This is a genomic window from Ruegeria sp. C11, from assembly GCF_056537725.1.
The window spans coordinates 82,242-108,998 of record NZ_JBQFSB010000004.1; the positions used below are offsets into that span (position 1 = coordinate 82,242).

The window sequence follows — 26,757 nt, forward strand, 5'->3', positions numbered from 1 at the left end:
ACGTTTTGTTCTTTTTCGAGTCCTTTACGCCATTGCGCATGAAACGGGTCGCCCGAATGCGGGGTAGCGGGCATGTTCAGGGCAAAACAGGAGACCCGAGATGTTCAAGATCACTGCCTTATCCACCGAAGATGTGCGCGCCCTTCAGGCTGGTGGCCCGGATGCCTATGGCGCTACGCCGGAGCGTGTTGTCTCAAAAGGGGCAGGCAACCCTTGCCGCCATTGTCTGCAGAACATACCCGAGGGCGACGAGATGTTGATATTGGCACATCGGCCCTTTTTAGAGACACATCCGTACGCCGAAACCGGGCCGATCTTTCTGTGTGCCGCGTCATGTGAGCGGTATGAGGGCGAAGCATTGCCCGAGATTCTGACCTCATCCCCGGATTATCTGATCAAGGGATACGGACCGGATGATCGGATCGTCTATGGCACCGGTGCGATCACGCCCACCGATCGGATTGAAGCAAAGGTCAGCGACATCTTTGCCCGTGCGGATGTGAGCTATATTCACGTCCGTTCATCTCGGAACAATTGCTATCAGGCGAGAATCGACCGGGCCTAAAGCCTGACCCTGTGCATGCCCCGGCGCGGCTGATCCTGATCGTCTGCCGGGGTGTCCGCCTGTGTCGAGGTGAGGGCCAGAAAAATGTCCTCCAGATCCGCCTCTTCAGTGCGGACGTCGCGAATGCGGATGCCCGCCTGACGGACAGATTCCAGAACCTGCTCGGCGCTGGTCTGTGCGCTGCGATACCGCAGGATCAGATTGCCATCTTCGCTCAGCGTGGCCTCGACACCCTCAGCCACGGGCAGGTCCAAGACCGGGCTGTCTGGGATTATTACCATGGTTCGGCTATCCATGCGGCTCAGCAGGTTGGCAGTGCTGTCCTGCGCGATCTTTTCACCCTGATTGATGATGGCGATTTCGTCGCACATCTCCTGCGCTTCTTCCAGATAATGAGTTGTCAGGATGATGGTCATGCCCTGCTCGTTCAGCTTACGGACGTTGGTCCAGAGCATCTGGCGCAGTTCGATATCGACGCCAGCGGTGGGTTCGTCCAGAACCAGAACTTTCGGATGATGTACCAGTGCCTTGGCCAGCAGCAATCGCCGCCGCATTCCGCCGGACAGGGTGCGGGCATAGGCGTCGGCCTTGTCGCTGAGACCCACCAGTTCAAGTATTTCATCACTGCGTCGCGCGGATTTCGGAACGCCGTACAGCCCGGCTTGAACCTCCAACGCGCCACGGGGCGTAAAGAATGGATCAAGGTTCAGCTCCTGCGGCATCACACCAATAGCGGCCCGCGACCGGCGTGGGTTCCGATCCTGATCAAATCCCCAGATCGCCACATTACCCGATGTTTTGACAACCAGCCCCGCCAGAATGTTGATGAGTGTCGATTTACCTGCGCCGTTTGGACCCAATAGTCCAAAAACAGACCCGCGCGGTACAGTCAGGTCGATCCCTTTGAGCGCATGTTTTTCAGGTTGGCCCTTGCTACCGCGATAGGTCTTGTTCAGCCCTTTGATCCTGATCGCCGCATCGGTCATTTGTTGCTCTTGCCCCCGGTTTGCTCATCGCTCATAAACGCATCTAATACACGCCCGCCGGGCCGACAACTCAGGAAGGATCGCCAGCGATGACTATCGAAGCGCCGGAAACCAGGATCGTCGAAAACAGCCGCATTGCCTGTGACGGCGGAGAAGGTGCATTGGGTCATCCGCGTGTCTGGTTGCAGATTCCCGAGGACGAAGGCTGGGTCGAGTGCCCGTATTGCGACTGCAAATACGTTCTGGCGGGGCGCCAGGCGGACGTCTAGCATAGTTGCCGGAAGGCCCCGCAAGGCAGGTGCCGTCGGAATTTCCGTATTTTGAACAGAAGAAGATACCGGTTGCTTATAAATGGCGGCTGGCAGGCGCGGGCGCGTCATGGCACAACTGTGCAGGCGCAAACGGAGTGAGGTTTTCATGTCGCAGAATTTCGGAAAAGGGTGCCATCTGCATCTGATCGACGGCTCGGCCTTTATCTTTCGCGCCTATCACGCCTTGCCGCCTTTGACACGAAAGTCGGACGGGTTGCCGATCGGGGCCGTGTCTGGCTTTTGCAACATGCTGCAGAAGTATGTCGAGGACAACGCCGGTCCAGACGCGCCAACCCATGTGGCGGTGATTTTCGACAAGGGCTCGCACACATTCCGCAACGATCTTTATGATCAGTACAAAGCCAATCGCGAGGCGATGCCCGAAGACCTGCGCCCGCAGATGCCGCTGACCCGCGAGGCGACCAAAGCCTTCAACATCGCCTGCAAAGAGCTGGAAGGGTATGAGGCCGACGACATCATCGCAACGCTGGCGGTTCAGGCGCGGGATGCGGGCGGTCGTGTAACTATCGTGAGTTCCGACAAGGACCTGATGCAGCTGGTCGGCGACGGCGTGGAAATGCTGGACGCGATGAAGAACAAGCGCATTAACCGGGATGGCGTGTTCGAGAAGTTCGGTGTGGGGCCGGAACGTGTTGTCGACGTACAGGCGCTGGCCGGGGACAGCGTCGATAACGTGCCGGGCGCGCCGGGGATCGGGATCAAGACGGCAGCCTTGCTGATTAACGAATATGGCGATCTGGAAACCCTGCTGGACCGGGCTGAGGAAATTAAACAGCCCAAACGCCGCCAGACGCTGATCGAAAAGCGTGATCAAATCGAGCTGTCGAAAAAGCTGGTGCAGCTGGATGAGAAGACCCCGCTGGATTTCACGCTTGATGATCTTGAGGTGAAAGACCCCGAGCCAGACACCTTGATGGGTTTTCTGGCCGAGATGGAGTTTCGCACCCTGACCAAGCGGATGGCTGACAAACTCGGCGTTGAGTCGCCAGTTATCCCTGAAGCGCCCGCCGCTGTTGTCGAGCCCGAGGCTGATGTGATCCCGTTCGATGCGTCCAAATATGAATGCGTGCGGGATGCGGCAGCGCTGCAGAAATGGATCGATCAGGCTTATGAGCGTGGCTGGGTCGCGGTGGACACCGAAACCACCGGTCTGAACGAAATGATCGCCGAGTTGGTGGGTATTTCGCTGTGCGTCGAGCCGGGCGAGGCCTGCTATATCCCGCTGATTCATCGCCAGAGTGCAACTGAGGACCTGTTCGGTTCGGATGCGCTGGCCGAGGGGCAGATGCCTCTGGAAGAGGCTTTGACACTGCTGAAACCAATGTTCGAAGACCCGTCGATCCTGAAGATCGGGCAGAACATGAAATACGATGCCAAGATCTTTGCGCGGTACGGGGTGAATGTCGCGCCCATCGACGACACGATGCTGATGTCTTATGCGATGCACGGAGGTGAGCACGGGCATGGCATGGATACCCTCTCCGAACGGTACCTGAGCCATACACCTATCCCGATCAAACCGCTGCTGGGATCGGGCAAATCTGCGATCACATTTGACAAGGTGCCGATTGATGAGGCGACGGCCTATGCCGCCGAGGACGCGGATATCACCCTACGGCTGTGGAAGCTGTTCAAACCGCAGCTGCATCAGGTTCAGGTGACGACTGTTTATGAGACGCTCGAACGTCCGCTGGTACCGGTTCTGGCCGAAATGGAAATGCACGGCATCAAGGTCGACCGCGATGTGCTAAGCCGCATGTCCAACGCATTTGCGCAGAAAATGGCCGGGTTAGAGGCTGATATTCACGAGCTGGCTGGTGAGAACTTCAATGTTGGCTCGCCCGCGCAGCTGGGTGAGATCCTTTTCGACAAGATGGGTCTGGAAGGCGGCAAGAAGGGCAAGACCGGGAAGTATTCGACCGGGGCGGATATTCTTGAGGACCTGGCGACCGAGCATGAACTGCCACGCCGGGTGTTGGACTGGCGGCAGTTGTCCAAGCTGAAATCGACTTATACGGATGCGCTTCAGACGCATATAAATCCGGATACGGGCCGGGTGCATACGTCTTATTCGATCACCGGCGCCAACACGGGGCGTCTGGCCTCGACCGACCCGAACCTGCAGAATATCCCGGTCCGCACCGAAGAAGGACGGCGCATTCGCGAGGCGTTTATTGCCGAGCCGGGAAATGTGATGCTCAGCCTCGATTACAGCCAGATCGAGCTGCGAATCCTGGCCCATATCGCCGATATTCCGGCCTTGAAACAGGCGTTTTCCGATGGGTTGGACATTCACGCGATGACCGCGTCCGAAATGTTTGATGTGCCGCTGGATGAAATGACGCCGGATATTCGCCGTCAGGCCAAGGCGATCAATTTTGGTGTGATTTACGGAATCTCGGGTTTTGGTCTGGCGCGCAACCTGCGCATTCCACGGGCTGAGGCGCAGGGGTTCATCGACCGCTATTTCGAACGGTTCCCGGGTATTCGGCGTTACATGGACGACACCATCGCCTTTGCGAAAGAGCACGGTTATGTGCAGACCCTGTTCGGGCGGAAAATCCACACGCCAGAGATCAATGCCAAGGGGCCTCATGCCGGGTTTGCGCGCAGGGCCGCAATCAACGCGCCGATTCAGGGCACTGCGGCGGATGTGATCCGGCGCGCAATGGTGCGGATGCCGGATGCGATCAACGGCCAGCCTGCCAAGATGCTGCTGCAGGTGCATGACGAACTTTTGTTCGAGGTTGCTGAAGAGGCTGTGGATCAGACCATGGAAATTGCGCGGGATGTCATGGAAGGCGCTGCTGATCCGGCTGTCAAACTGGATGTGAAGCTTGTTGTCGATGCAGGGCGTGGTGCCAACTGGGCCGAGGCCCATTGACGGGCGGGCCGCTCATCAGGCCCGGTGGGCCATCTTTGCGGCGGGTCAGGCCTCGGGCCTGACCAGTCGCGCAACCAGACGGCGGACAGCCGGGCTTGCGATCAGGATGACGGTAAAAGCGATGGGCCAGCAGAACGCCCACGACGCCATCCAATCGCCAAGTGTGCTTGGCCCGAATCCGATGGCCTTGAGCGTTGCGATACCGGTTACAATGCAGGACATCATCCCGGACATGATGAATCCGAACAGGGCGGGAGCAAAGCGGGCGGGGATCATTCAGGTCTTCCTTAGCATGTTGGATGTCATATGCGATATTCAAGATGTGAAATCCAGTGCCAATCGGTCACCATCGCATCCATTTCAGCGACTCGGCTGTTTGAGGTGTCGATGGCGAATATTCCGCGCTTATCCATCCGGAATAGCCGCTGGCGTCGATGGCTTCGAAGAGGGCGGGAAAGTCTGTCGGGTCTTGTCCGGGTTCGGATCGGTGAGGTGCTGAACCAATCTGGACATGAAAGACCCGGGCGCAAAAGCGTTCCCAGATGGCATGGGCGTCTCCGTGGATCATCCGGGCATGAAAACTGTCGTATTGCAGGCCAACATTCGGGCGGTTCACCTGATCCAGAACCTCAGCCGCCAGATCATAATCGTTCAGGAAGTAGTCGGGCTGAGATATCGGGTTGAGCGGTTCGATGGTGAACCGTTGCTGCGGAGCCGTATCCGCAGCCCATTGCAGGTTTTGCACAAAAGTGTCCCGCGCATCCTGCCCAGTTTGATAACCTGACATCAGGTGAATCAAACCCGGACGCAGAACCTCGGCATAGCGTAACACCCGCCGGATATCGGATTGAAACCGCGCCTCGCCACCCGGAACCGCCGCATAGCCTGGTGTGCCACCCGAATAGTTCGGCGGCGGCGCGTTGATCAGCACCAGCTCCAGCCCGCTGGCAATCAGGGCGCTGCGCGTTTCCTTGGCAACAACATCATAGGGAAACAGAATCTCTACCGCTTCAAAACCCGCATCTGCCGACGCCTGAAATCGGTCCTGATACGGCAACTCCTGAAACAGCAAGGAAATATTGGCGGCAAAGCGAGGCATCTGCGAACTTTCTGTGGCTGCGCGGACAATAAACAGCCGGGGATTGCTGCGAAAGGGACTGAAAACGACAGGTTGTCGAAAACCGGCCAGATCAACACCCGGAATCACGCGACGCTGGCAACATGTGGCGAATCATTTCCGTGTCGCTGCAACTACTTGAGGAAAAGCACCTATGGCCATGAGCCCGGAACCCGTCGGCGGGGGCGCTATTTCTGCGCCTTACGGGCGGCCCGCTGTCAGATCCGGCAACGCTTTGGCGGTTGCTTCGATGCTGACTTGGGCCGTGGGGTTTCCGGCGGTCGAAGTTTTGTTGCAAAGCTGGCCACCCTTGGCGCTGAACGTGGCCCGGCTTGCTCTGGCTGCCTGTGTCATGTTTCCGATCTGGTTCCTGATTGATGGCCCGGCCCGCATACTGAATGCCCGGTGGCGGCACGCGGTTCTGGTTGGTGGCGTCGGAATGGGTGTAGGCACCGTTCTGCTGCTGCTGGCGCAGAAACTGACCGACCCGGTTACCGTGGCGATCATACTCTCATGCGCGCCACTGATAGCAACCATTCTTGAGCAGGTGTCGGGCACTCGCCGGATGACGCGGAATTTTGCCTTTGGGTTAATGGCCTCGGTCGTTGGCGGGTTGGTCGCGACCAGCGCCATTGCCCCTGCCCAGCTGGGTCTGGGGGCGGTTTGCGCGGTATTGTCGACCTGTTGCTTTTGCTGGTCCAGCCTCGCCACAGCCCGGGATTTCCCCGACCTCAGCCAGATGGGCCGGACGACGATCACGATGCTTGGTGGTTTGGTGGTTGCAGGGCTGTTGCTGTTTGGTGCGGGGAAAATAGGAATGACCATTCGCCCGGCCAAGTCCTTCGACTTGCATCAGGCAGGGATGCTGGCGATCTATGCTTTTGTTGCTGTGGGCCTCAGTCAGATGCTGTTCATCTCATCCATCGGGAAACTTGGCGTGGCGGTCGCATCCTTTCACATGAACATCGCGCCATTCTATGTCATGGTGATCATGGTCATGCTGGGGGATGAGTGGAGCTGGACCCGCGCGCTGGGCGCGGGAATTGTCGCCTTGGGTGTTGTGCTGGCGCAGGACAGAAGGCCTGAGCAAACCGCCTAGATAGCGCCGAGTTCATCGGATGGCATGAACGGGAAAAATCGTTCTGACGACCAGACACCAAACCAGCCTTCGTGATGTGTGCCGATTTCCACTAGGCGATAGAAACTCTTTCTGTCGATGCGCGCTTCCAGGTCACTGCGAATCAATACATAGGGAGACGGCTCTGCTGTTTCGGTATCGATAACAATTCGAATGGGATGCTCCGGCCCTGCAATGGCCGCGTCACCGACATGTGTTGTGAAAGTAATGATTTGAGCCGGACCCTCGCCGGAAATGTCGAAATCGACGGCAACAAAGGGCGCGTCTTCGACGGTGATTCCCACCTTTTCAACCGGCGTAACAAGAAAGTACTTGCCGTTTTCTTTCTTAAGAATGGATGAAAACAGCCGAACCAGTTCGAACCGGTTGATGGGCGACCCCATATAATACCAAGTGCCATCTTTGGCGATCCGCATGTCCAGATCGCCACAAAACGGAGGATTCCACAGGTGAACGGGCGGCAAACCCTTGGATTTGGCGGCTTTTACCGAGGTCACAAGACCGTCGGGAGATGGTGTCACAGGATTTTGTCCGCTCATTGCTTTTGCCATTTCCTCTCAACGCGATACACTTCAATCATACATGTGCACGGAAGGGAAAGTCATGACCGAACCCGCCGACCTCGTTGCCGAGATCGAAGCGCTGGAAGAAAAGCTGCAACAGGCCAAAACTTCGATTACCAGCAGGTTTATCGGGCAGGAGCGGGTCGTTGATCTGACCCTGACCGCGCTGCTGTGCGGCGGGCACGCCCTGTTGATCGGGTTGCCCGGTCTTGGCAAGACCCGGCTGGTTGAAACACTGTCGACGGTGATGGGGCTGCACGGCAATCGTATCCAGTTCACGCCTGACCTGATGCCTGCCGATATTCTGGGGTCTGAGGTTCTGGATACGGCTGAGGATGGCAGCCGTCATTTCCGCTTTATCCCCGGCCCGATCTTTTGCGAGTTGCTGATGGCGGATGAAATCAACCGCGCCAGCCCGCGAACGCAGTCGGCGTTGTTGCAGGCGATGCAGGAACGCACGGTGACGGTCGCGGGCGAAGACCGCTCGCTCGGGGTGCCGTTTCATGTGCTGGCCACCCAGAACCCGATCGAGCAGGAAGGAACATATCCCCTGCCCGAAGCGCAGCTTGACCGCTTTCTGGTGCAGATTGATGTGGATTACCCGGACCGGCAGACCGAACGGGATATCCTGATCGCCACCACCGGGGTCGAGGAAGAACAGGCCAATCAGATTTTCACCAAACAAGAACTGCTGGCGGCTCAGGTTCTGCTGCGTCGGATGCCGGTGGGTGAATCGGTGGTCGAACTTATTCTGGATCTGGTGCGCGCATTCCGCCCGGAAGAGACCGGCGTGTCCGAGCGTGTTGCGGAAACGGTCGCCTGGGGTCCCGGACCCCGCGCGGCGCAGGCGCTGATGATGACGGTGCGCGCACGGGCGATGCTGCAGGGGCGTCTGGCCCCGAATGCCGAGGATGTTCTGGATATGGCCCGGCCGGTTCTTAGCCACAGGATGGCCCTGAACTTCGCTGCCCGGGCGCGCGGCGACAGTCTGGCCGATCTCATTGAAAGCACTGCTGCCGGGTTTGTCCGTAACGAGGCTGCGGCGTGAATGCCGCGCTGACCCTTCGCGAAAGATCCGAGGCCGAGGCGTCCCGGCTGCCACCCCTGTTGGCGCGGGCCGAACATCTGGCCGGAACGGTCCTGTTGGGTGATCATGGCCGTCGCCGTGCCGGACTGGGCGATGATTTCTGGCAATACCGTCCGGCGCAGATCGGTGACAGCAAGCGGATGATCGACCATCGCCGTTCAGCGCGTGGGGATCAGCAGTATGTGCGTGAGCGCGAATGGCAGATCGCACAATCCGTAATGCTGTGGGTCGATCAAGGGGCCTCGATGCGGTTTTCGTCGGCAAAGACCTTGCCGACCAAGGCGGACCGAGCGCGCCTGCTGGGCCTTGCCACAGCGATCTTGTTGGTCCGTGGCGGTGAACGGGTTGGGTTGACCGGAACCACTCTGCCACCCCGGCGCGGCAATGCGCAGGTCATCCGACTTGCCGAAGCCTGGTCCGAAGATGCAAGTGCGGATTATTCTCCGCCCGAGCATCGCGCGATGATTCCCCATGCGCGTGCCGTTTTTGTTTCGGACTTTCTGGGCGATATTCAGGAAGTTGAACTGGCACTGACCAAAGCCGCTGACAGGGGTGTCAAAGGGGTTCTGCTGCAGGTCCTCGACCCCGAAGAAGAAACCTTTCCCTACAGGGGACGGACCATTTTCGAAAGCGTCGGCGGTTCGCTGCGGCATGAGACGCTGAAGGCCGGTGATTTGCAGGATCGTTATCTGGAACGTCTGGCCAGCCGAAAAGACGCCCTGATGCAATTGTGCCGCGCGACCGGCTGGCAGTTGGGGCTTCACCACACAGGTGAAAGCGCGCAGGCGGCGTTGTTGTGGCTTTACCGCGCGCTGGATGGGGGCGCGCGATGACAGTGCTGGCGGGCATCGGGTTTTCCGCCCCGTGGATTTTGTTGGGGCTGCTCGCCTTGCCGGTTCTCTGGCTGATTCTGCGTGCAGTACCCCCGGCGCCTATTCGCAGGCTGTTCCCGGCTGTCACCCTGCTTTTGGGTCTAAAAGATGATGAGAGCGTTTCTGACAGGACCCCGTGGTGGCTGCTGCTGCTGCGGATGTTGGCGGTTGCGGCGATAATCATCGGCCTAGCCGGTCCGGTTCTGAACCCTTCGCGGGATCAGGCGGGTTCCGGACCGCTGTTGCTGGTGCTTGATGCAAGCTGGGCCGGAGCGCCGGACTGGTATTCGACGATCAACCAGATTGATGCACAACTGACTGAGGCGGGACGCGCCGAACGCCCCGTGGCAATCCTGCGGTTAAGCGAACCCGAAGCTGCGGTTTTTCAGTCCGCAGAAGCCTGGCGAAGCCGTTTGCCAGGGCTGGTTCCCGCACCATGGCAACCGGGTGAGGCCCAGATTGCGCAGGCGGCGGACATTATCAAAGGCATCGAGGGTGGGTTCGATACGCTTTGGTTCAGCGACGCGCTGGACTATGCCGGTCAGGACCGGATTCTGGCGGAATTGCAGCCTCGTGGAAGCGTGACGGTGTTTCAGTCACCTGACCCGGTGGTTGCGCTATTGCCCGCCGGGTTCGAGGACGGGGCCGTACAACTGACCGTTCTGCGTTCCGGGGTCGAATCTGCGGAAACTCTCACTCTGCTGGCGCTGGGGCCGGACCCTGCCGGTACCATGCGGACACTGGATTATGCAGAGGCCGAGTTCGTAGTGGGTGAGGCGTCGTCTCAGGTGGCGCTGGCCTTGCCATCCGAATTGCGCGCGCGGGTTTCGCGGTTTGAGATACAGAACCGACGCTCGGCCGGGGCGGTTGCACTGACCGATGACAGCCTCAGACGCCGGGAAATCGCGTTGATCGGAAGCAGCCGCAACCGCGAGGGGCTGGAGCTGCTCTCACCCCTGCACTACCTGAAACAGGTTGCCGTACCTACGGCGGATTTCGTTGACGGATCGCTGGCCGAGGTTCTGCCCGCGAACCCGGATGTCATTGCGCTGGCTGACGTTGTCATTCTTTCCGAATTCGAAGAATCCGAGCTTGCCAAATGGGTTGAAAAGGGCGGTCTGTTGCTGCGTTTCGCAGGTCCTCGCATGGCGGCAAGTGATCTGGGCCGTTCGGAAGAGAATATTCTGCTTCCCGTCCGCTTGCGGGGCGGGGGCAGATCGGTTGGCGGCGCCATGAGCTGGGGTGAGGCAAAGGGCCTGGCACCCTTCCCCGAGCATTCTCCGTTCTTCGGGTTGAATATTCCCGACGATGTGACGGTCAGTACGCAGGTCATGGCGCAACCCGATCCCAACCTTGCGGATCGGGCGATTGCTTCGCTCAGCGATGGCACGCCGCTGGTGACGCGAAAGTCTCTTGGGTTGGGGCAGGTTGTTCTGTTCCATGTTACGGCGGATGCCGAATGGTCGAGCCTGCCGTTGTCGGGGCTATTCGTCGAGATGTTGGACCGTCTTGCCGTGGCTTCGGCTGCCAAAGAGCAGCAAAAGGCACAGTTGCAGGGAACCGTTTGGGTGCCCTCTCAGATCATGGATGGGTTTGGCGGGTTGTCCGACGCAGGTAATCTGGCCGGTGTGGACGGATCAACACTAGTTGAGGGTCAAATCGGCCCCGGCCTGCGCCCCGGAATTTACGAAAACGAAGGTCAGAAGTTGGCCGTCAACGTGATGCAGGGCCAGGACGCTCTGCAAGCGGCATCCTGGCCGTCTGACGTGCCGGTAAAGGGGCAGGAAACAAACCGCGAGGTCCCGGTGGGCGGCATTTTAATGAGCATTGCACTGATATTGTTGTTTGTGGACATTCTGGCTTCGCTTGTCCTGTCGGGACGATTGGGTGCCGTGCGGGCGGCGGCAATGGTGCTGGGCGCGGCATTGATGGCGCCGCATGCGCAGGCACAGAATGCAGCGGACGCTGATTTCGCAATCCGGTCAACGCAGGAACTGGTTCTGGCCCACGTTCTGACCGGTAACCGTCAGGTGGATGACGTGGCCTTGGCGGGGCTGAAGGGGTTGTCGGACACGCTGTTCTACCGCACGTCCGTTGAGCCCGCGGATCCGGTTGGCATTGATCTTGAGCGGGATGAACTTGCGTTCTTTCCTCTGCTTTACTGGCCCGTGACGCCGGATCAGCCTCAACCGTCGGACGAGGCCTATGCAAGGCTGAACACCTATCTGCGGTCCGGCGGAATGATTCTGTTTGATACGCGGGACGCCGATATTGCCAGTTATGGCGTGGCCAGCCCGAATGGTCGCAAGCTGCAGTCTCTGGCCGCGTCGCTGGACATTCCACCGCTGGAACCTGTCCCCAGTGACCACGTTCTGACCCGCGCCTTTTACCTGTTGCAGGACTTTCCGGGACGGCACGCCGGTAACGAGGTCTGGGTCGAAGCGGCGCCACTTGACGCCGAACAGATCGAAGGGATGCCGTTTCGCAATCTGAACGACGGCGTGACACCGGTGGTGATCGGCGGCAACGACTGGGCCGGGGCTTGGGCCGTGGACAGGAACGGTCAGTCTCTATTGCCGGTTGGGCGCGGCTATGCCGGTGAGCGGCAGCGCGAGCTGGCCCACCGCTTTGGAGTCAATCTGGTGATGCATGTGCTGACGGGGAATTATAAATCCGATCAGGTCCACGTGCCCGCCCTGCTGGACAGGTTGGGACAATGACCGGAACCGTCATCTTTGATCCGCTGATCGCCTGGCCGCTGCTTTTCATCGTAGCGGCGATCGCTGTTGCCGGGATTGTGCTGGCACTATGGCGCGGACTGTCCGGTTGGGCACTGCGCGGTCTGGCGGCAGTGGTCGTGATCGCTGCGCTGGCCGGACCTGTTTATCAGGTCGAGGATCGTGCGGCGCTGACCGACATCGTGCTGATGATCGAAGACGAAAGTTCCAGTCAGACTTTGTCGGATCGGGCGGCGCAGACTGCGACAGCGGCCGAAGAACTGGCCGGTGTCATTGAGGCACGCGATAACACCGAATTGCGCCGTATCAGAGTTGGTGACGACGAGGGGGATGAAGGCACCAGAATCATGTCCGCCCTGACCGAAGCGCTGGCCGAAGAGCCGCGCGCGCGCGTCGCCGGTGTTATTGTCGTATCCGACGGGCTGGTGCATGACGTCGATCTGGCCCCGAACCTGCCCGCGCCGATGCATCTGCTGCTCACCGGGCGGTCCGAGGACTGGGACCGCAGGCTGATCGTCCGTAACGCACCGGCCTTTGCAATCATCGACGAGCCGGTAACCCTGACCCTGCGGGTCGAGGACAGCGGTGCCGCACCGGCCAACGCAGTTACCGCGCCGCTGGAGATTTCCGTGGATGGCGGTGAACCGGAACGCTTCACCATTCCCATCGGACAGGATGTGGAGCTGCCGGTCGCGCTGCCGCATGGCGGTCGCAACGTGATCCAGTTCTCGGTGCCGGTTGCCGATGGCGAGCTGACCGACCGCAACAATTCAGCATTGGTACAGATGAATGGCGTGCGGGACCGGTTGCGGGTTCTGCTTGTCTCGGGCGAGCCGCATCCCGGCGGGCGGACCTGGCGGAATCTGTTGAAATCGGACAGTTCAGTGGATCTGGTGCATTTCACCATTCTTCGCCCGCCCGAAAAACAGGACGGCGTGCCGGTGGACGAACTGTCCCTGATCGCCTTTCCGACGCGCGAGCTGTTTCTGGAAAAGATCGACGATTTTGATCTGATCATTTTCGACCGCTACAAGCGGCGTGGCATTCTGCCGGCGATTTATCTGGACAATGTCACGAATTACATCAATGACGGCGGCGCGGTTCTGATCAATTCCGGACCCGATTTCGCCACCGCCGACAGTATCTTCCGTTCGCCGCTGGCGCCGATTTTGCCAGCACAGCCGACGGCGCGGGTGATTGAAGAACGTTTTGTCCCCGAGGTAACGGAACTGGGTCAGCGTCATCCCGTTACAGCTGATCTAGGCAATCCGGACGAGTGGGGGGCGTGGCTGCGACAGATCGATGTCAACCACCGTTCGGGCGAGGTGTTGATGACCGGTGTGGATGAACGACCCTTGCTGGTTCTGGACCGGGTGGGTGACGGGCGCGTGGCGATGCTGGCCTCGGATCACGCATGGTTGTGGAGCCGCGGTTTCGAAGGCGGCGGGCCGCAGCTTGAGCTTTTGCGACGTCTGGCACATTGGATGATGAAAGAGCCGGAACTGGAGGAAGAGGCGCTGTGGGCCGAGGCAAACGGTCAGTCCATCCGGATCATCCGCCAGACCCTGAGCGACGAAGCCAGCGCGGTTACCGTGACCCGGCCAAACGGCGAAACAACGGAAGTTGAACTTGCCGAAGTTTCGCCCGGCCGGTTCGAAGCCCAATACTACGGTCCCGAAATCGGTCTTTATCGCCTGAGTGATAGCGAACGCGAAGCGGTGATCGGCCTTGGACCCGCCTCTCCGAAAGAGTTCGAGAATACGATTGCGACCGGCGACATTCTGAAACCAGTACTGGCCGGAATGCGCGGTGGCGTGATCCGGTTGGAGGACGGCGTGCCGGTGATACGCAACGTCCGCGAAGGCAGGCCCGCTGCGGGTCGCGGCTGGATCGGTCTGACGCCACGCGGGGCTTATGAAACGCGCGATATCACCCAGGCCGGATTGCTGCCGCCCTGGCTGGTCCTGTTGCTGGCCAGTGGTTTCCTTGTGGCCGGGTGGCTGCGGGAAGGGCGGCGCTGAACAAGCGGATCACTCAAAGGTGACAGTTACAGTCGGATCACCGGGCAGACCGGAATAGGTAACTGACGCTCCACCTTTGCCCTTGCCCGGCGGGAACAGCGGCCCGAATGACCCGACCGAGACGAGATCACCGGGTTTGAATTCGACGCCCTTGGACAACAGCCACAATACTGCGTTGGCCGGGTGCTCCAGAACCGCACGTCCCGGAGCCTGCGCCAGAACCTCACCATCTGCTGCACGCAGCGTTACCTGCATGTCAGCTAGGGCGGCGGTCATCGCCGGCGGGTCGGTGACCGAAATTTCCTGCCCAATGACACCCAGCTTTGGCGCGACGCCGATTGCGGTTAACGTTACCGGCGTGATCGGCTCATCCTCCGCCAGGATCAGATCGGGAAGCTCGATGAAAGGTCGGATGGCCGTGATATTTGCGATCACCTCTTCGGGTGTGGTTGCCTGATTGATGGCCGCGTCACCCACCACCAGTATCAGATCGGCTTCGAAAACCGGTCGGGCACCCCAATCCGAGGGAATTTTGGCTCCGTCCTTGCGCATCATGTCCCGAAACAGCACGCCTTGAACCGGTTCACTTGCACCAAACCTTTCCTGTGCCGGTTTGCTTGTTAGACCAGCTTTGTAACCGATCACCGGCCCCAAATGCGGCTCTAACGCTTCGATAACCAGTGCTTGTGTACACAGCGCATCGTTCATGTCGCCATCGGCGGTCAGGGCGGATGTCGGAGTGTTGGACAGATAGTCCGATACAAACCCCTGAATTTCAGCTTCTGACGCGCAGTCAGCCAGCGCGCTGCCGGCCAGACATGACATCAAAACGAATATCGAACTCCGCATGGCTTCCTCCCTAATCAATCTGGATGGAGACCCGGTCGGATCGTCCGCGGGCATCGACAATCACCAGCGACGCGTAGCCCCGCCCCGGGTTGGGAATGTCGAATTCCCGCTGGCGCTGATCCGTTGTGACTGGCCTGCCGTCCGCCAGTACTGCAAATGGCCCCGTGCCGCCCCGCAGCTTGATCGTAAGCGGTGTGCCGCCGGCGGCCAGACGGGCGCCATCCGGGGGAAATACCAGTTGCGGCGCATTGTCGGCTGGGGCAAACGCGGCTTTGCGCGGGCGAAATCGCTGAAGTGGTGGCGGCAGCTCTGCTGCACCCACGATCAGGGCGGCGGCAGGTGGTGCGCCAAGCGGGTCAAATTCGGGCTTCAGGTGACCGAAGGCATGAAACAGCAACGGCGCGGCCAGATCGCCGCCAAATGCACCGGGGACCGGTGTGCCGTCGGCCCTGCCCAACCACACGCCGATAACATGTCGCCCGTCATATCCGATCGCCCAGGCATCGCGATGCCCATAGGAAGTGCCCGTCTTGTAAGCCAGAACACCGGCAGGGGCGCCTGACGGCGGGGCCAGTCCCGATAGAATGTCACCAACCTGCCACGCAGCGACATCGGACAGAATTCGGGCGGTTTCGGCATTGGGTTCAAGCAGGCTATGGCGCAGAACCGGACCTGTTCCACCGGCTGCAATGCCCGCATAAAGCTGCACAAGATCCCGAAGGCTGATACCTATTCCGCCCAAAGAGATGGCGAGCCCGGGGCGTCCCCCGGTCAATTGCGGTCGGGCTCCGGCGCGGTTCATCGCAGCCATGACGCGGGCTGGCCCAAGCTCGTGCGTCAGTCTTACCACTGGAATGTTAAGCGACATCTGCAACGCGTCGCGAACCCTGACGTCACCGCGAAAAACGCCGTCGAAGTTGCGCGGCGCGTAGCGGCCGAACATAACCGGGCTGTCGCTGATCAGGGTTTCGGGATGCGCCAGCCCCTGATCGAATGCCAGACCATAGACCAACGGTTTGAGGGTTGAGCCGGGCGACCGCAAGGCCATCGTCATATCGACAAAACCCTGCCGTTCATCTTCGTATCCGGCAGAGCCGACCGAGGCGAGGATATCTCCGCTCTGGTGGTCGGCTACGATCAGTGCACCCGAAACACGTGGACCCACCAACCTCGCGGCTTGCGAGACAAGTGGCTCCAGACGGGCCTGCAATCCGGCATCCAATGTCAGGTCGTGAACCGATGCTTCCGGCGTCAGTTTTGTTATCCGATCCGTCAGATGTGGGGCCAGACGGGGAAACGGGCGCATCTTTCCAGGAACCGGTTCGGCCATCGCTGCCGATGCCTGCGCTTCGGTCAGGACACCTTGTCGTTGCACCCGTTGCAGAACGCGATCCCGCGCATTGCGCGCTTCATCCGCGTGACGGTCCGGGCGCCGTGCTTCGGGTGACTGAGGCAGGGCAACAAGCAAGGCCGATTGCGCGTGCGTAAGGCGGCGCGGCTCTTTCCCGAACCATGACCGCGTGGCCGCGCGGATACCTTCAAGGTTTCCGCCATAGGGCGCATGGGTGAGATACAGCGCCAGAATTTCGTCTTTGCTCAGGCGTCGCTCAAGCGCATATGCGACTCTGATCTGGCGTAATTTGCCTTTCCAGCGCCCGGTCGATCCATCCTCCAGCAGCCGCGCGACCTGCATGGTCAGGGTCGAGCCACCTGAAACGGTGCGCCCGTTCAGGATTGCCTGCCCAAAAGCACGGACAAGGGCAATCGGGTCCACACCGGAATGCGACCAGAACCGTTTGTCCTCGTACCGGACAAGCATGTCTACATAGCCGCGATCCACATGGCCGGGCGTCAGCCGCCAGATGCCATCCCCGACTGGGTAGGCGCGCAACAGTGCCCCGTTGCGGTCGCGTATTTCGGTCGAGGTTTCGGTCAAAACCGGGGGCAGTACGGTGGCGTCGATCCAGCGATCACCTGCGTCGCGCAAGGACGCGGCGCAAAAAAGCCCGAAGGCAAGGCCAAGGAACAGATGGCCGGGTTTAGGCATCGACCCATCCCTCCCACAAGCCTGGATAACGGGTAACGAAACCGGACTCGTGTACCCTCAACTCAGCCGAGAAGGCTGGCGACTCATACTGAACATGGTCAGGGCCAAGGCTGGTGTAGGTCTGCTCCAAAGGCCCGATTGTAGCGAAATCCGGCTTTAGCCACGCTGCGCAGACATGCGCAGATTGATCGACTTTCAATGGCAGGCGTCGCAAAGGCAGAAGGTTGGTCGAGGGCGTGAAGCTCAGGTCCAGATCAATGCAACCGGCTGTTCCCTCCTGCAAATCGCCGTTCAGATACCAGCCGTCTTCGGCGAGATGCAGCCGCAGGGAAAGTTCCTGGCCGTCAACCTCGCCGCCGATATCTGCCGAAAGACTGGCCCAGCCTGGATCGCAGCGAATATCATAAGTCAGGCTGGCGTCGGCCTTCCCATCATGCCAGATCGCCTGGCCGACCAGCATCCAGCCATTATTCAACCGTGACAAGGTGCAACGATCCGTTCCCTCCTTATCCAACCGCCGCCAGTGCGCTGTTGCGATGGCCGTCCGGCCGGTCATCGGACAATCACCCGCCCGGTATCCGTCCGGGCGCGGTTTTGCGGGCGATACATATCCTCGACCGACGCCGCCGGGTGGTGGAAGTTGCCCGGTGTGACCGCTCGGGCGACATAGGCAAGGGTCACGGTCCTGCGCTCCCGTATATCCACTGCAGCAAGAAACCGGTCGGTTCGGAATTCGGCATGGGTGGCTTCGGACAAATCAAGCCAGTCGAGCGTGCGTACGTCGCCCGAGCGCAACAGGCTGGGATTGTCTATCTCGATCCCGGCAGGCAACGGATCATCTACCATCAACCGCGCACCACCGTTTTCAAAGGGCTTTACGGTGATCACCGTGACAAATCGTTCCCCAACGGCAAAATCCCGGCGATCCAGCGGTTCGCCATCCATCGAGTAATACTGCCGTTCAATGGCGTAACCGGTTCCGCCCGCGCCTGGGGCAACTTCGGGTACACCGGTGACCGTCAGGGTAATATCGGTGCTATGATTGCTGGCGCTGGTGATATTCAGTTCTTTGTTCGCGTTACTTTCCAGCACCTGCACAAACGGCCCCTCGACCACAGCACCATTCACGCGCAGCCCCGACTGTTCAGGCGTCGCGATTAGCGAATGCGCGGCCAGCAGGGACCACGCAGCTTCCTGCGTTGAGAGATAATCGCGCGGTGTACTGATCCGCTGCACCAGAGCATCGCGATCCACTACGGCGCTGCCTGCACCGGTAGCCAGTGCAAGCACCCCGGCTGCATCGCGCAGAGAGGTTCCGTAGTCCGCGCGCCAGATCGATGCCTGTTGTGAGTTTTCCGCGCCAATCATCCGGGCGGCCCGGGCGAACATCGCGTCTGCCCGCGTCTGATCCCCGTAAGAGGCCAATGCCGCGCCAAGCTGGGCCGCCGCAAGCGGAGTGTCAAAGGCCCCTCCTTTGACGTCGGCATAGTAGCGCAGATCGCCCATCGACGCGGCACCTTCGCGCGCCAACACCATCAGGGCATAAGCAATGTCGCGTCCTCCGGTGTCAAAATCCGGGGCATAGTTGATATGATTGCGCAGATTGTCCATCGCCTGTGCAAAAGCCCCGTCCGGAACCGCGTGACCCTGCGCCCGTGCCCGCGACAGGAAATCGCTGACATAGGCATCCAGCCAGAAATCCCCGCTTTCGGCCCGCCACAGCCCAAACGCACCGTTCGGGGCTTGCCGCGCCAGAATGCTCCGGATCGAGTCACTGACCCTTTTGTCGGCGACTGATCCTTCGCCAAGGCCCCAGCTTTGCGCGACCGAGGACAGATACAGCAGCGGCAAGGCCTTGCTCGTGATCTGTTCAGTGCAGCCATAAGGATAACGGTTCAGCCTGTCCAACAGTCCTGGCGCGTCGAGCTTGGCCAAGGGACCCGCGGACAGAATTGCCCTGGCCGATCCGGGCCGGAAACCGTCAAACACATCGGATGAGAACAGAAAGCTGTCGCCAGAACCCAGCGAAAACCGTCGTGTTAGAGCCACAACTGGATCGTTTGACCGGACCGGGAGACGCAGAGATTGCCTCAGATCCTGTCCATCCGGCGTTTTCAACGCCACGGTGATTTCGGGGTCGCCCAGCGTGTTGGCGCGTACGGGAACCTCGTATGTGATCTTGCCGCCGTCAGTCAGGGTAAACGATGCCGTAACCTCACCCAGTGTCAGGGTGTCCGGCGCTGTCAGGGTCAGGCCCATGTCGCCTGTTGGCCCGTCGGCGTGGACGATTTCTAGCAACATCCGGCTTTCATCACCAGGTGCAAGAAACCGGGGTAGACTGGCCGTGACGACAACCGGATCGCGCACGATCATTTCAGCCTCGGCCTGACCAAGTGCTGATCTGGACCAAGCGACAACCATCAGCCGCACAGTGCCGTTAAAAGCAGGTAGCGGGATATCGACGATGGCCTCTCCGTCAGCATCGACCTGAACCGGCCCGCTGAACACGGCCATCAGATCCTGCGTTGGTGGAGGTGACTGCATCCGCATGCCGTTGTCATTGTCCCCGCCCGAACGCACGATACCCAATGCACCGTTCATTCCGTCGATCAAACGGCCATAAACATCCCGCAATTCGACCCCGAGTCTACGCTGCCCAAAATAGTAGCCGGTCGGGTCCGGGCTTTCGAACCCGGTCAGATTCAGGATGCCGACATCAACGGCCGCAAGGGTCAGCCATACCTGTTCCCCTTCTTTGGCATCTTCGACAGTGATACGGGCCTTTTCGGTTTGTCTTGGTTTGCTGATTTCGGGCACGTCAATGGCCACAGACAGTTTGCGCCCGACCGGCTCGACCGAGGCATGAGAAAGGCCCAGTGCCCGCGATGGGTTCTGGCCTGCGGACACAACCATCGGACGGATTACAGTCGCGGCGACATATGCGCCCGCGCCCCATTCATCTGTGACATTCAGCGGTATGACGGTTTCGCCCTCGGGGACTTCGACCATCCGGCGTTCGATCAACCTGTTGGACATCACGTCGATCTGAGCCACCCCGGCCACGCGCGGCACGATCCGCAATTGCGCGGTGTCACCGGGACGGTAGCTGTCCCGGTCCAACGACATTTCCAGCCGGTCGGGTGTGGTTGACGCATCCGCCGACCGGTACCAGCCCGCATAGAAATCCACCGCGGCTTCGGCGTAGTCGCCATCGATGCGCTGCACCACCAGTTCATACCGGCCCCAGTCAACTGGTTGGCCTAAGGTCAGCGGGTCGGACCCCAACTGCGATTCTCCGGTGGCGACGCGCGACCGTCGGGTTGTGGGTTCCCAATTCCAGTTGCCGTGAAGCTGATACCATTGATACCGCGTTTCCAACCGGTTCAGCGTCCAGCGCACCTGCATTGGCGCTGGGGTCATCTCGGGGGACAGGGCGATGATCTGAAACCGTGCCTCGGACCCTTCACCCACGACATCCTCGAACATCGGTTTGATCCCGATTACGGGCGCTGAGGGAAGGACCGGAGCCGCTATCTGACGTTCGACCGGTCGGCCGGACCCGTCGGCCAGACGTACAGTTACCGTAGCCTCCACCGGTTTGCCATCAGTCTCTAATTGGGGGATTTCGACCGGTATCGTCGCGCGACCCTGTGCATCCGTGCGGTCACCACCGAAATGGGTGCTTTGGGTGGAAAGGGGGCTGTCATATCGTCCAAATCGATATCCGTCATATCCCGAAACCGTCTCGGCAGGCCGTACGATCACTTGCCCGTCAATCGTCAGATCCGAGCCGGGGGCGCCAAACAGATATTTCGCCTCGATGCGTAAGGGCGGGGTATCTCCGGCCCTTAGCGGTGCGTCCGGCAGCGCCAGATCAAAGTCGATACGTTCCGGCAGGAAGTCTTCGACCAAAACGGTTTGCCGGGCCAGATCGTCACCTTTGGGGTCCGATCTCAGCTCGATCTGCCAGGACCCGCGCGGAACATCCGCCGCCACTGGCAGGGCAAAGACGTGGCCTCCGGCAAATCCGCCATCCGATACCGACCGGCGATACTCCACGCCATCGGGGCGGCGCAGAATTGCAGTCAACGGCAGATTTTCGATGGCCCCGGCCTGATCGTCGCGCGACAGCGCTGTCACATAGATTGTTTCTCCGGCGCGATAGGCCCCGCGATCTGTTGTCATGAATACATCTACAGGCCCCGCGGGCGCACGGCCCTCTACGCCGCGATCCGACAGATCGAAGGCCGGATCGGTCAGTGACAGAAAGTTGAAATCCGCCTCTCCGTCCGCCGCAATTATCATGGCTGGTGCACCGGCCCCTTTGCCTCGGGCCAGTCCGGGATCAAACCGGGCATACCCTTCGGCATCAGTCTGGGTCCTGCCGATGACGGCATTGGCGCGGGACACAAGCGAAACCTCCACTCTGGCACGCGGCGCCGCATCAGCCAGACCGCGCACCGTGACGTGCAATCCGTCTGTACCGGAAACCGAACTGATCCCCAGATCGGACAAAACAAACCATTGCGTCGCACCGGGGTTGTCATAGGGATCGGCACCGGGAACGCGCGCAGTCAGGGCGTAAATACCTGCGGGCTGTCCCGAAATGGCGTCAGCCATCGGCAGACGCGTGGTCATGTCCCGGTTCAACTCCGAGGTAACTTCGGCGGTTCCCGACCAAACATCCTGAGCTATTTCGTCCGAGAATGTCCGTTCCTGCCAGTTACTGAGGGGGCGGCCAAAGAAATCCTCCTGCACGGCGCGCAGCAGATTGCGGTCGCTGACGCGGCGCAATGTCAGATCCAGGGTCGTGACATTGACCGATTCCACAGGCAATGCCGCATCCGCTGCTTTTGGCAGGACATAGGCCCGCCCCGGAAACCGGACCGACGGGGCGCGGTCGCGGACATAGTGGGTCAGTTCAACATCTTTGATCAGGGCTTCGCCTGATGCAGCAGGCAGGCCCTGCCGGAAGGTGACACGATACCTTTTCCCGTGTTCGACACCATCCACGCAAAGCTGATTTCCGTCAGCCTGCACCACCAGCTGCGGGTCGGGCAGGCGCACGAATGGCTCATAATCTACGCCTGCTTTGACAAGCGGCTCGGAAAATTCGGCGCAAATGCGGGGGGCGGATGCGTCACTTTCAACTGTGCTGTCGACAAGGCGAAAACCGTATTTGCCAATGGCCCGTTCCAGAGCGGCCAGAACATCCGGCCGCTGCTGAAGCTCTGACGCAATGCGCAGCGTCGAAACCATGTCGCGCCCGCGTTCGTTTTCTTCCAGCGCATCTGCAAGCGTCATCAGTGCGCTGACCTGCGCGCCTGCAGAGTCTGACCGCAGATAACCGTTGATTGCCGCACTCAGCGCCCGCGCGCGCAGCGTGCGCTTTCGGGTCCAGTCATTGGTCTGAATGGATAGCAGCAGCCGGGCGTATTCGGTCCACAGATCGGACCTGTCATCAAGCGACACAGCAGCGCCGGTCCACCGCATGGCCTGATCGGGGGTCGAGGCGGCTTGTGCCGCCCCAAGAATTGCATCCAAATCCAGTCCGCCCGCCAGATGACGCAGCCCCAGATCCCGGGCCTGTTGATAGGCCTGTTTCAGATCGGCGGGTTTCAGAAACTCCAGATCCCCGGCCCGGGATTTTGAACGCTCCAGTGTCCGGGCATCGGCCACGATCTTTTGCGCGGATATCGCCCCTTCATAAGGTTCCTGCCGATTCACTCCGCTTTTGGGAAAACACGCATTCGACCGAGTGTTAAAGGTAAATGCCGCACAGTTACGGTTTGCCGAGCAGGCTCGGATGCAGGATTTCAGATCCGTATCGAACAGAGCATCCAGATCTGACCCGTAAAAATCGGCATCCCGCGTGCCGACATAGCGGAACTCCGGAACCGCCGATTGCGCGTGAACGGCGGTGATCGGGAAAAAAAGCGATATAATCAAAGGTATTGCGGAAAATACGAAGCGACGCATCACGACCTCCTGTTTGACGAAAGGGTCGCATGAGGCCGCTTTACAATGCAACGACTTAAACTCTTTTTCATCGTCTCGGCGGATGCTGCGGAAGAACCGCCCGGAGACCCAGATCATGAGCCTTGCCGAAAAACTTGCCCAGGAACGGCGCGCGCGTTTGGCCGCCGAAAGATTGCTGGAACAGAAACAGGCTGAACTGTCTGCCGCAAACCGCAAACTTGGCCGCCACGCGATTGCCCTGACACGACAGATCGGCGAAACGCAGGCCGAGGTGGCGACAGTTCGGGATGAAAACGAAAAGGTCAAATCGGACCTGACAGTGGCCAACGCCAAGATCGAGGTGGCAGAGCGCCGTCTTTGGCACTCCATCCAGACCATTCATGACGGGTTCGCGTTTTTCGATGGTGAAAACACACTGATTGGCGCGAACGCAGCCTACCTGAGCGTATTCGAAGGGCTAAGCGAGGTCGCGCCAGGTGTCTCATACCTGCGCCTGCTGGAAATCATGACGGACGAAGGGATTGTCGATACGGGGCCGGAACCGGGTGCCGACTGGCGCGCCAGAATGCAGAAACGCTGGGGCCGGTCAAACCCCGAGCCGATCGTGATCCAGTTGTGGAATGGCCAGTATATCCGACTGATAGATCAGCGGGGGCAGGGGGGCGATGTCGTCAGCCTTGCGTTGAACATCACGGCTTCGGTCCGGCATGAGGCTGAATTGCAGGGCGCGCGGGACCGGGCCGAGGCGGCCAATCGCGCGAAATCCGCCTTTCTGGCCAACATGAGCCACGAAATCCGGACGCCCATGAATGGCATCGTCGGGATGAGTGAATTGCTGATTGAAACGCCATTGGATGAAGAGCAGCGGCTATATGTCAACACGATCCGGAATTCGGGTGAGGCGCTGCTGGTCATCATCAACGACGTTCTGGACTATTCCAAGATCGAGGCGGACAAGCTGCTGCTGCACACCGAAGAATTCGATCTGGAACGCTGCATTCACGAGGTGGCGATGCTGTTGCAGCCCTGCGTGCGGGACAAGGGGCTGACTTTGCTTGTCGATTATGATCTGTTTCTGCCCACGTTATTTGTCGGCGATCCGGGCCGGATACGACAAGTGCTGACCAACCTTGTGGGAAATGCGGTGAAATTCACCGCCGAAGGGCATGTGCTTATCCGGGTTACGGGCGTGCCGAATCAGGACAGCCAAACCTGCGACATTCATGTAGCAATCGAAGATACAGGTATCGGGATCGCGCCGGACAAGATCGACCACATCTTTGGCGAATTCAATCAGGTCGAAGGCGAGCGCAACCGCCAGTTCGAAGGCACGGGGCTGGGGTTGGCGATCTCGAAGCGCTTGATTTCGATGATGGGGGGGACGGTCTGGGTGGAAAGCGAAGAAAGGCGCGGGTCCTGCTTTGGCTTTCGCGTCACGCTGCCGACCACGGACGGGCCACAGCCCGCGCCCCCCGATCTTGCGGACAGGTTGCAGCACGTGATGGTGGTGGACGATCTGGCCGTCAACCGGGCGATCCTGATGAAACAACTAGGGCGTCTGGGTTCCCGGGTGACGGTGTGCGAAACCGGGACCGAGGCGTTGGAACGGCTTGATGGCTCGGTCGATCTAATCCTTTGCGACCACGACCTGCCGGATATGGACGGGCTGGAACTGGCCCTGTCCCTGCGTGAAAAGGGGTGGCAGGACGTGCCCGTAGTATTGATGTCCGCCAATCCGGGGTTGGTGCAGGCCGATCCTGCGCGCGCGCTTATTCAGGGTGTGCTGCAAAAACCGCTTCCCCGGGCCGAGCTGTTTTCACGGCTGGTAGCTCTCGGTGATCCGGTTTTTGTGGAAAGGAATACTGAACAGAATAGCATGCCTGACACGGGTAAATCCGGCGCAACGCAGGGCGGACAACGGCGCATGCGCGTTCTGGCGGCCGAAGACAATCGCACCAATCAACTGATCCTGAAAAAGATGACCAAGGACCTGAACATTGATCTGCAATTCGCCGCAAACGGGCTAGAGGCGGTTAAGGCCTGTTCAGACTTTACCCCGGATCTGATCTTTATGGATATTTCCATGCCGCAGATGGACGGAAAACAGGCAACGGCCGAAATTCGGGCGACAGAGGTCGGAACAGACCGGCACGTGCCGATCATTGCTCTGACCGCTCATGCGATGGCGGGGGATGATCAGGGGATATTGGCCGCAGGGCTGGATCACTATCTGACAAAGCCGCTGCACAAACAGCTGATCCATCAGGCGATCCGCACACACTGCCCTGCGGGTGTGTTCCCTGTTGTTGATGAGGATGAGCCGGCGCTGTAGTTTCGCCACATGTCAGATCAAAAAGGGTTTCGGCCTCGCGCGCTGGGCGAGATTGCCATTCGCTGCGCCGATATGGGCGCGATGGTGGAGTTTTATGAGAATGTTATCGGGTTGGAGCGTCTGACCGGCGATCACAACAGTGCCATCACCTTTTTTCGCATCGCCGAAGGGTTCGGCGGGCATACGCAGGTGTTGGCCCTGTTTCACCACAAGGCTGCGCCACGCTCCGGCCTGCATCCAACCGGCGCGGAACGGCCCGCGACGGGGGCAGGGTCATCACTGCACCACATCGCGCTGTCCCTGCCGTTTGCCGAGCAGGAGGCGGTGATGCGCTGGTATGACAAACTTGGCCAGCCCTATCGCATCGAACAATTCGGCTGGATCGGATGGCGCGGTATTTTCACCGAAGATCCCGAGGGCAACACGGTCGAGTTGGTCGCCTATGACCCTTCGATGCTGGATCAGGCCTGATAGGGGCGCAGGAAAACGGGCTTGTCCTTTTCCGATAGGTCCGGGCGATATTCATAGCCACCGGTGTCGAAATCCAGCAACCCGTTGTGATCGGTCAATCGGTGCTGAATGATATAGCGGGCCATGGCACCGCGTGCCTTCTTGGCAAAAAAACTGACGATCTTGGGGGTGCCGCCTTTGTCTTCCATGAAGACCGGGGTGATCACCCGCAGTTTCAGCGCTTTAGGGTCTACTGCGCCGAAATATTCCTGACTGGCACAGTTCACCAGAACACCTGACCCGATCACTTCACCTTGCGCGTTCAGGGTCTTGCTCAGCTGGTCGCGCCAGTATTCATACAGGTTCTTGCCGCGCCGGGTCTTCAGCTTGCTGCCCATCTCAAGCCGATAGGCCTGAATGGCGTCCAGCGGGCGCAACACGCCATAAAGCCCGGACAGAATGCGCAGGTGATCCTGTGCCCATCCCATTTCATCGCTATCCAGCGAAGCGGCCTCTAGCCCCTGATAGGTGTCACCGGCAAAAGCCAGTGCGGCAGGGCGGGTCACATCTGCTGCAGGAGTATCGGAAAAGGCGCGGTACCGGTCCCGATTCAGGCGGGCCAGATCATCGCTGAGATCCATCAGTTTCTTCAGATCACCGAGAGTCAGGTTGCGTGCGGTTTTTGACAGGCGGATCGCATCATTCTGAAAGTCCGGCTGCGTGACCTCGACGTCCCGCTCTGCCCAGTCCAGCCGCTTGGCCGGGGAAATCACTACCAGCATATCCGTCCTCGTTCC

At 59.9% G+C, this 26,757-nt stretch carries 19 protein-coding genes; 10 read left to right on the forward strand and 9 right to left on the reverse strand.

The genetic code is table 11. The features are described from left to right. Positions 1-100 precede the first annotated feature (100 nt). A complete protein-coding gene (locus ACR0NA_RS09080) occupies positions 101-565 on the forward strand; it encodes a DUF1203 domain-containing protein (protein ID WP_480728200.1) in 465 nt (154 codons plus the stop codon). Here the strand turns inward: ACR0NA_RS09080 and ACR0NA_RS09085 are convergent. After that, positions 562-1,551: an ABC transporter ATP-binding protein gene (locus ACR0NA_RS09085; protein ID WP_480728203.1), complete on the reverse strand. Its 990-nt coding sequence runs from the start codon at positions 1,549-1,551 to the stop codon at positions 562-564. The two genes, ACR0NA_RS09080 and ACR0NA_RS09085, sit on opposite strands and share 4 nt — an antisense overlap. A gap of 89 nt (positions 1,552-1,640) precedes the next feature. Here ACR0NA_RS09085 and ACR0NA_RS09090 point away from each other — a divergent pair, with 89 nt between their 5' ends. Next, the gene (locus ACR0NA_RS09090; RefSeq protein ID WP_480728205.1) at positions 1,641-1,820 is read left to right on the forward strand and encodes a zinc-finger domain-containing protein; all 180 of its coding nucleotides are present in this window, start codon (positions 1,641-1,643) and stop codon (positions 1,818-1,820) included. 148 nt (positions 1,821-1,968) lie between these two features. Then, the gene (gene polA, locus ACR0NA_RS09095; protein ID WP_480728207.1) at positions 1,969-4,767 is read left to right on the forward strand and encodes a DNA polymerase I; all 2,799 of its coding nucleotides are present in this window, start codon (positions 1,969-1,971) and stop codon (positions 4,765-4,767) included. Positions 4,768-4,812: 45 nt separating this feature from the next. Here the strand turns inward: polA and ACR0NA_RS09100 are convergent, their stop codons facing one another. Together ACR0NA_RS09100 and ACR0NA_RS09105 are read right to left on the reverse strand one after the other, a co-directional pair. After that, entirely contained in the window at positions 4,813-5,043 is a 231-nt protein-coding gene (locus ACR0NA_RS09100; protein ID WP_480728209.1) for a DUF2798 domain-containing protein, read from the reverse strand. Between the two features lie 67 nt (positions 5,044-5,110). After that, entirely contained in the window at positions 5,111-5,866 is a 756-nt protein-coding gene (locus ACR0NA_RS09105; protein ID WP_480728211.1) for a hydroxypyruvate isomerase family protein, read from the reverse strand. A 172-nt stretch (positions 5,867-6,038) separates the two neighbouring features. Here ACR0NA_RS09105 and ACR0NA_RS09110 point away from each other — a divergent pair, with 172 nt between their 5' ends. After that, a complete protein-coding gene (locus ACR0NA_RS09110) occupies positions 6,039-6,983 on the forward strand; it encodes a DMT family transporter (protein WP_480728213.1) in 945 nt (314 codons plus the stop codon). Here ACR0NA_RS09110 and ACR0NA_RS09115 read toward each other — a convergent pair. Then, positions 6,980-7,561, reverse strand: a complete 582-nt coding sequence (locus ACR0NA_RS09115) for a DUF1285 domain-containing protein (protein ID WP_480728214.1) — start codon at positions 7,559-7,561, stop codon at positions 6,980-6,982. The two genes, ACR0NA_RS09110 and ACR0NA_RS09115, sit on opposite strands and share 4 nt — an antisense overlap. Before the next feature lie 64 nt (positions 7,562-7,625). On the opposite strand from ACR0NA_RS09115, the gene ACR0NA_RS09120 reads away from it, so the two are divergent. The 4 genes from ACR0NA_RS09120 to ACR0NA_RS09135 are packed head-to-tail and all read left to right on the forward strand — an operon-like array spanning position 7,626 to position 14,303. Beyond that, on the forward strand, positions 7,626-8,633 hold the full coding sequence (locus ACR0NA_RS09120) for an AAA family ATPase (RefSeq protein ID WP_480728216.1): 1,008 nt from the start codon (positions 7,626-7,628) through the stop codon (positions 8,631-8,633). Then, positions 8,630-9,505, forward strand: a complete 876-nt coding sequence (locus ACR0NA_RS09125; protein ID WP_170653564.1) for a DUF58 domain-containing protein — start codon at positions 8,630-8,632, stop codon at positions 9,503-9,505. Before ACR0NA_RS09120 ends, ACR0NA_RS09125 begins: the two co-directional genes overlap by 4 nt. Continuing rightward, the gene (locus tag ACR0NA_RS09130; RefSeq protein WP_480728217.1) at positions 9,502-12,264 is read left to right on the forward strand and encodes a DUF4159 domain-containing protein; all 2,763 of its coding nucleotides are present in this window, start codon (positions 9,502-9,504) and stop codon (positions 12,262-12,264) included. The genes ACR0NA_RS09125 and ACR0NA_RS09130 overlap by 4 nt, the downstream gene beginning before the upstream one ends. Next, positions 12,261-14,303: a hypothetical protein gene (locus ACR0NA_RS09135; RefSeq protein WP_480728219.1), complete on the forward strand. Its 2,043-nt coding sequence runs from the start codon at positions 12,261-12,263 to the stop codon at positions 14,301-14,303. The genes ACR0NA_RS09130 and ACR0NA_RS09135 overlap by 4 nt, the downstream gene beginning before the upstream one ends. Positions 14,304-14,312: 9 nt before the next feature. Here ACR0NA_RS09135 and ACR0NA_RS09140 read toward each other — a convergent pair whose 3' ends face one another. Genes ACR0NA_RS09140 through ACR0NA_RS09155 form a run of 4 tightly spaced genes read right to left on the reverse strand, consistent with a single transcriptional unit; the run spans position 14,313 to position 23,178 of the window. After that, the gene (locus ACR0NA_RS09140) at positions 14,313-15,152 is read right to left on the reverse strand and encodes a 2-keto-4-pentenoate hydratase (protein ID WP_480728221.1); all 840 of its coding nucleotides are present in this window, start codon (positions 15,150-15,152) and stop codon (positions 14,313-14,315) included. Between the two features lie 10 nt (positions 15,153-15,162). Continuing rightward, entirely contained in the window at positions 15,163-17,199 is a 2,037-nt protein-coding gene (gene pbpC, locus ACR0NA_RS09145) for a penicillin-binding protein 1C (protein WP_480728223.1), read from the reverse strand. Then, a complete protein-coding gene (locus ACR0NA_RS09150) occupies positions 17,192-17,755 on the reverse strand; it encodes a putative glycolipid-binding domain-containing protein (RefSeq protein WP_480728225.1) in 564 nt (187 codons plus the stop codon). The genes pbpC and ACR0NA_RS09150 overlap by 8 nt, the downstream gene beginning before the upstream one ends. Next, positions 17,752-23,178: an alpha-2-macroglobulin family protein gene (locus ACR0NA_RS09155; RefSeq protein ID WP_480728226.1), complete on the reverse strand. Its 5,427-nt coding sequence runs from the start codon at positions 23,176-23,178 to the stop codon at positions 17,752-17,754. Before ACR0NA_RS09155 ends, ACR0NA_RS09150 begins: the two co-directional genes overlap by 4 nt. A gap of 115 nt (positions 23,179-23,293) precedes the next feature. On the opposite strand from ACR0NA_RS09155, the gene ACR0NA_RS09160 reads away from it, so the two are divergent. Next, positions 23,294-25,510 (forward strand): response regulator, encoded by a 2,217-nt coding sequence (locus ACR0NA_RS09160; protein ID WP_480728228.1) that lies wholly within the window; start codon positions 23,294-23,296, stop codon positions 25,508-25,510. A gap of 9 nt (positions 25,511-25,519) precedes the next feature. After that, a complete protein-coding gene (locus ACR0NA_RS09165) occupies positions 25,520-25,981 on the forward strand; it encodes a VOC family protein (protein WP_480728229.1) in 462 nt (153 codons plus the stop codon). Here the strand turns inward: ACR0NA_RS09165 and yaaA are convergent. Next, on the reverse strand, positions 25,972-26,742 hold the full coding sequence (yaaA, locus tag ACR0NA_RS09170) for a peroxide stress protein YaaA (RefSeq protein WP_480728231.1): 771 nt from the start codon (positions 26,740-26,742) through the stop codon (positions 25,972-25,974). The genes ACR0NA_RS09165 and yaaA overlap by 10 nt on opposite strands. Between the last annotated feature and the right edge of the window lie 15 nt (positions 26,743-26,757).

Excerpts from the sequence above, each read along its gene's own strand:
- ACR0NA_RS09130 (WP_480728217.1), top strand. The coding sequence starts at position 9,502 with ATGACAGTGCTGGCGGGCATCGGGTTTTCCGCCCCGTGGATTTTGTTG.
- ACR0NA_RS09100 (WP_480728209.1), bottom strand. The coding sequence starts at position 5,043 with ATGATCCCCGCCCGCTTTGCTCCCGCCCTGTTCGGATTCATCATGTCC.
- ACR0NA_RS09160 (WP_480728228.1), top strand. The coding sequence starts at position 23,294 with ATGAGCCTTGCCGAAAAACTTGCCCAGGAACGGCGCGCGCGTTTGGCC.
- ACR0NA_RS09165 (WP_480728229.1), top strand. The coding sequence starts at position 25,520 with ATGTCAGATCAAAAAGGGTTTCGGCCTCGCGCGCTGGGCGAGATTGCC.
- ACR0NA_RS09110 (WP_480728213.1), top strand. The coding sequence starts at position 6,039 with ATGGCCATGAGCCCGGAACCCGTCGGCGGGGGCGCTATTTCTGCGCCT.
- ACR0NA_RS09090 (WP_480728205.1), top strand. The coding sequence starts at position 1,641 with ATGACTATCGAAGCGCCGGAAACCAGGATCGTCGAAAACAGCCGCATT.
- ACR0NA_RS09135 (WP_480728219.1), top strand. The coding sequence starts at position 12,261 with ATGACCGGAACCGTCATCTTTGATCCGCTGATCGCCTGGCCGCTGCTT.
- ACR0NA_RS09155 (WP_480728226.1), bottom strand. The coding sequence starts at position 23,178 with ATGCGTCGCTTCGTATTTTCCGCAATACCTTTGATTATATCGCTTTTT.
- ACR0NA_RS09150 (WP_480728225.1), bottom strand. The coding sequence starts at position 17,755 with ATGACCGGCCGGACGGCCATCGCAACAGCGCACTGGCGGCGGTTGGAT.
- ACR0NA_RS09115 (WP_480728214.1), bottom strand. The coding sequence starts at position 7,561 with ATGAGCGGACAAAATCCTGTGACACCATCTCCCGACGGTCTTGTGACC.
- ACR0NA_RS09140 (WP_480728221.1), bottom strand. The coding sequence starts at position 15,152 with ATGCGGAGTTCGATATTCGTTTTGATGTCATGTCTGGCCGGCAGCGCG.
- ACR0NA_RS09085 (WP_480728203.1), bottom strand. The coding sequence starts at position 1,551 with ATGACCGATGCGGCGATCAGGATCAAAGGGCTGAACAAGACCTATCGC.
- yaaA (WP_480728231.1), bottom strand. The coding sequence starts at position 26,742 with ATGCTGGTAGTGATTTCCCCGGCCAAGCGGCTGGACTGGGCAGAGCGG.
- ACR0NA_RS09120 (WP_480728216.1), top strand. The coding sequence starts at position 7,626 with ATGACCGAACCCGCCGACCTCGTTGCCGAGATCGAAGCGCTGGAAGAA.
- ACR0NA_RS09105 (WP_480728211.1), bottom strand. The coding sequence starts at position 5,866 with ATGCCTCGCTTTGCCGCCAATATTTCCTTGCTGTTTCAGGAGTTGCCG.
- pbpC (WP_480728223.1), bottom strand. The coding sequence starts at position 17,199 with ATGCCTAAACCCGGCCATCTGTTCCTTGGCCTTGCCTTCGGGCTTTTT.
- polA (WP_480728207.1), top strand. The coding sequence starts at position 1,969 with ATGTCGCAGAATTTCGGAAAAGGGTGCCATCTGCATCTGATCGACGGC.
- ACR0NA_RS09080 (WP_480728200.1), top strand. The coding sequence starts at position 101 with ATGTTCAAGATCACTGCCTTATCCACCGAAGATGTGCGCGCCCTTCAG.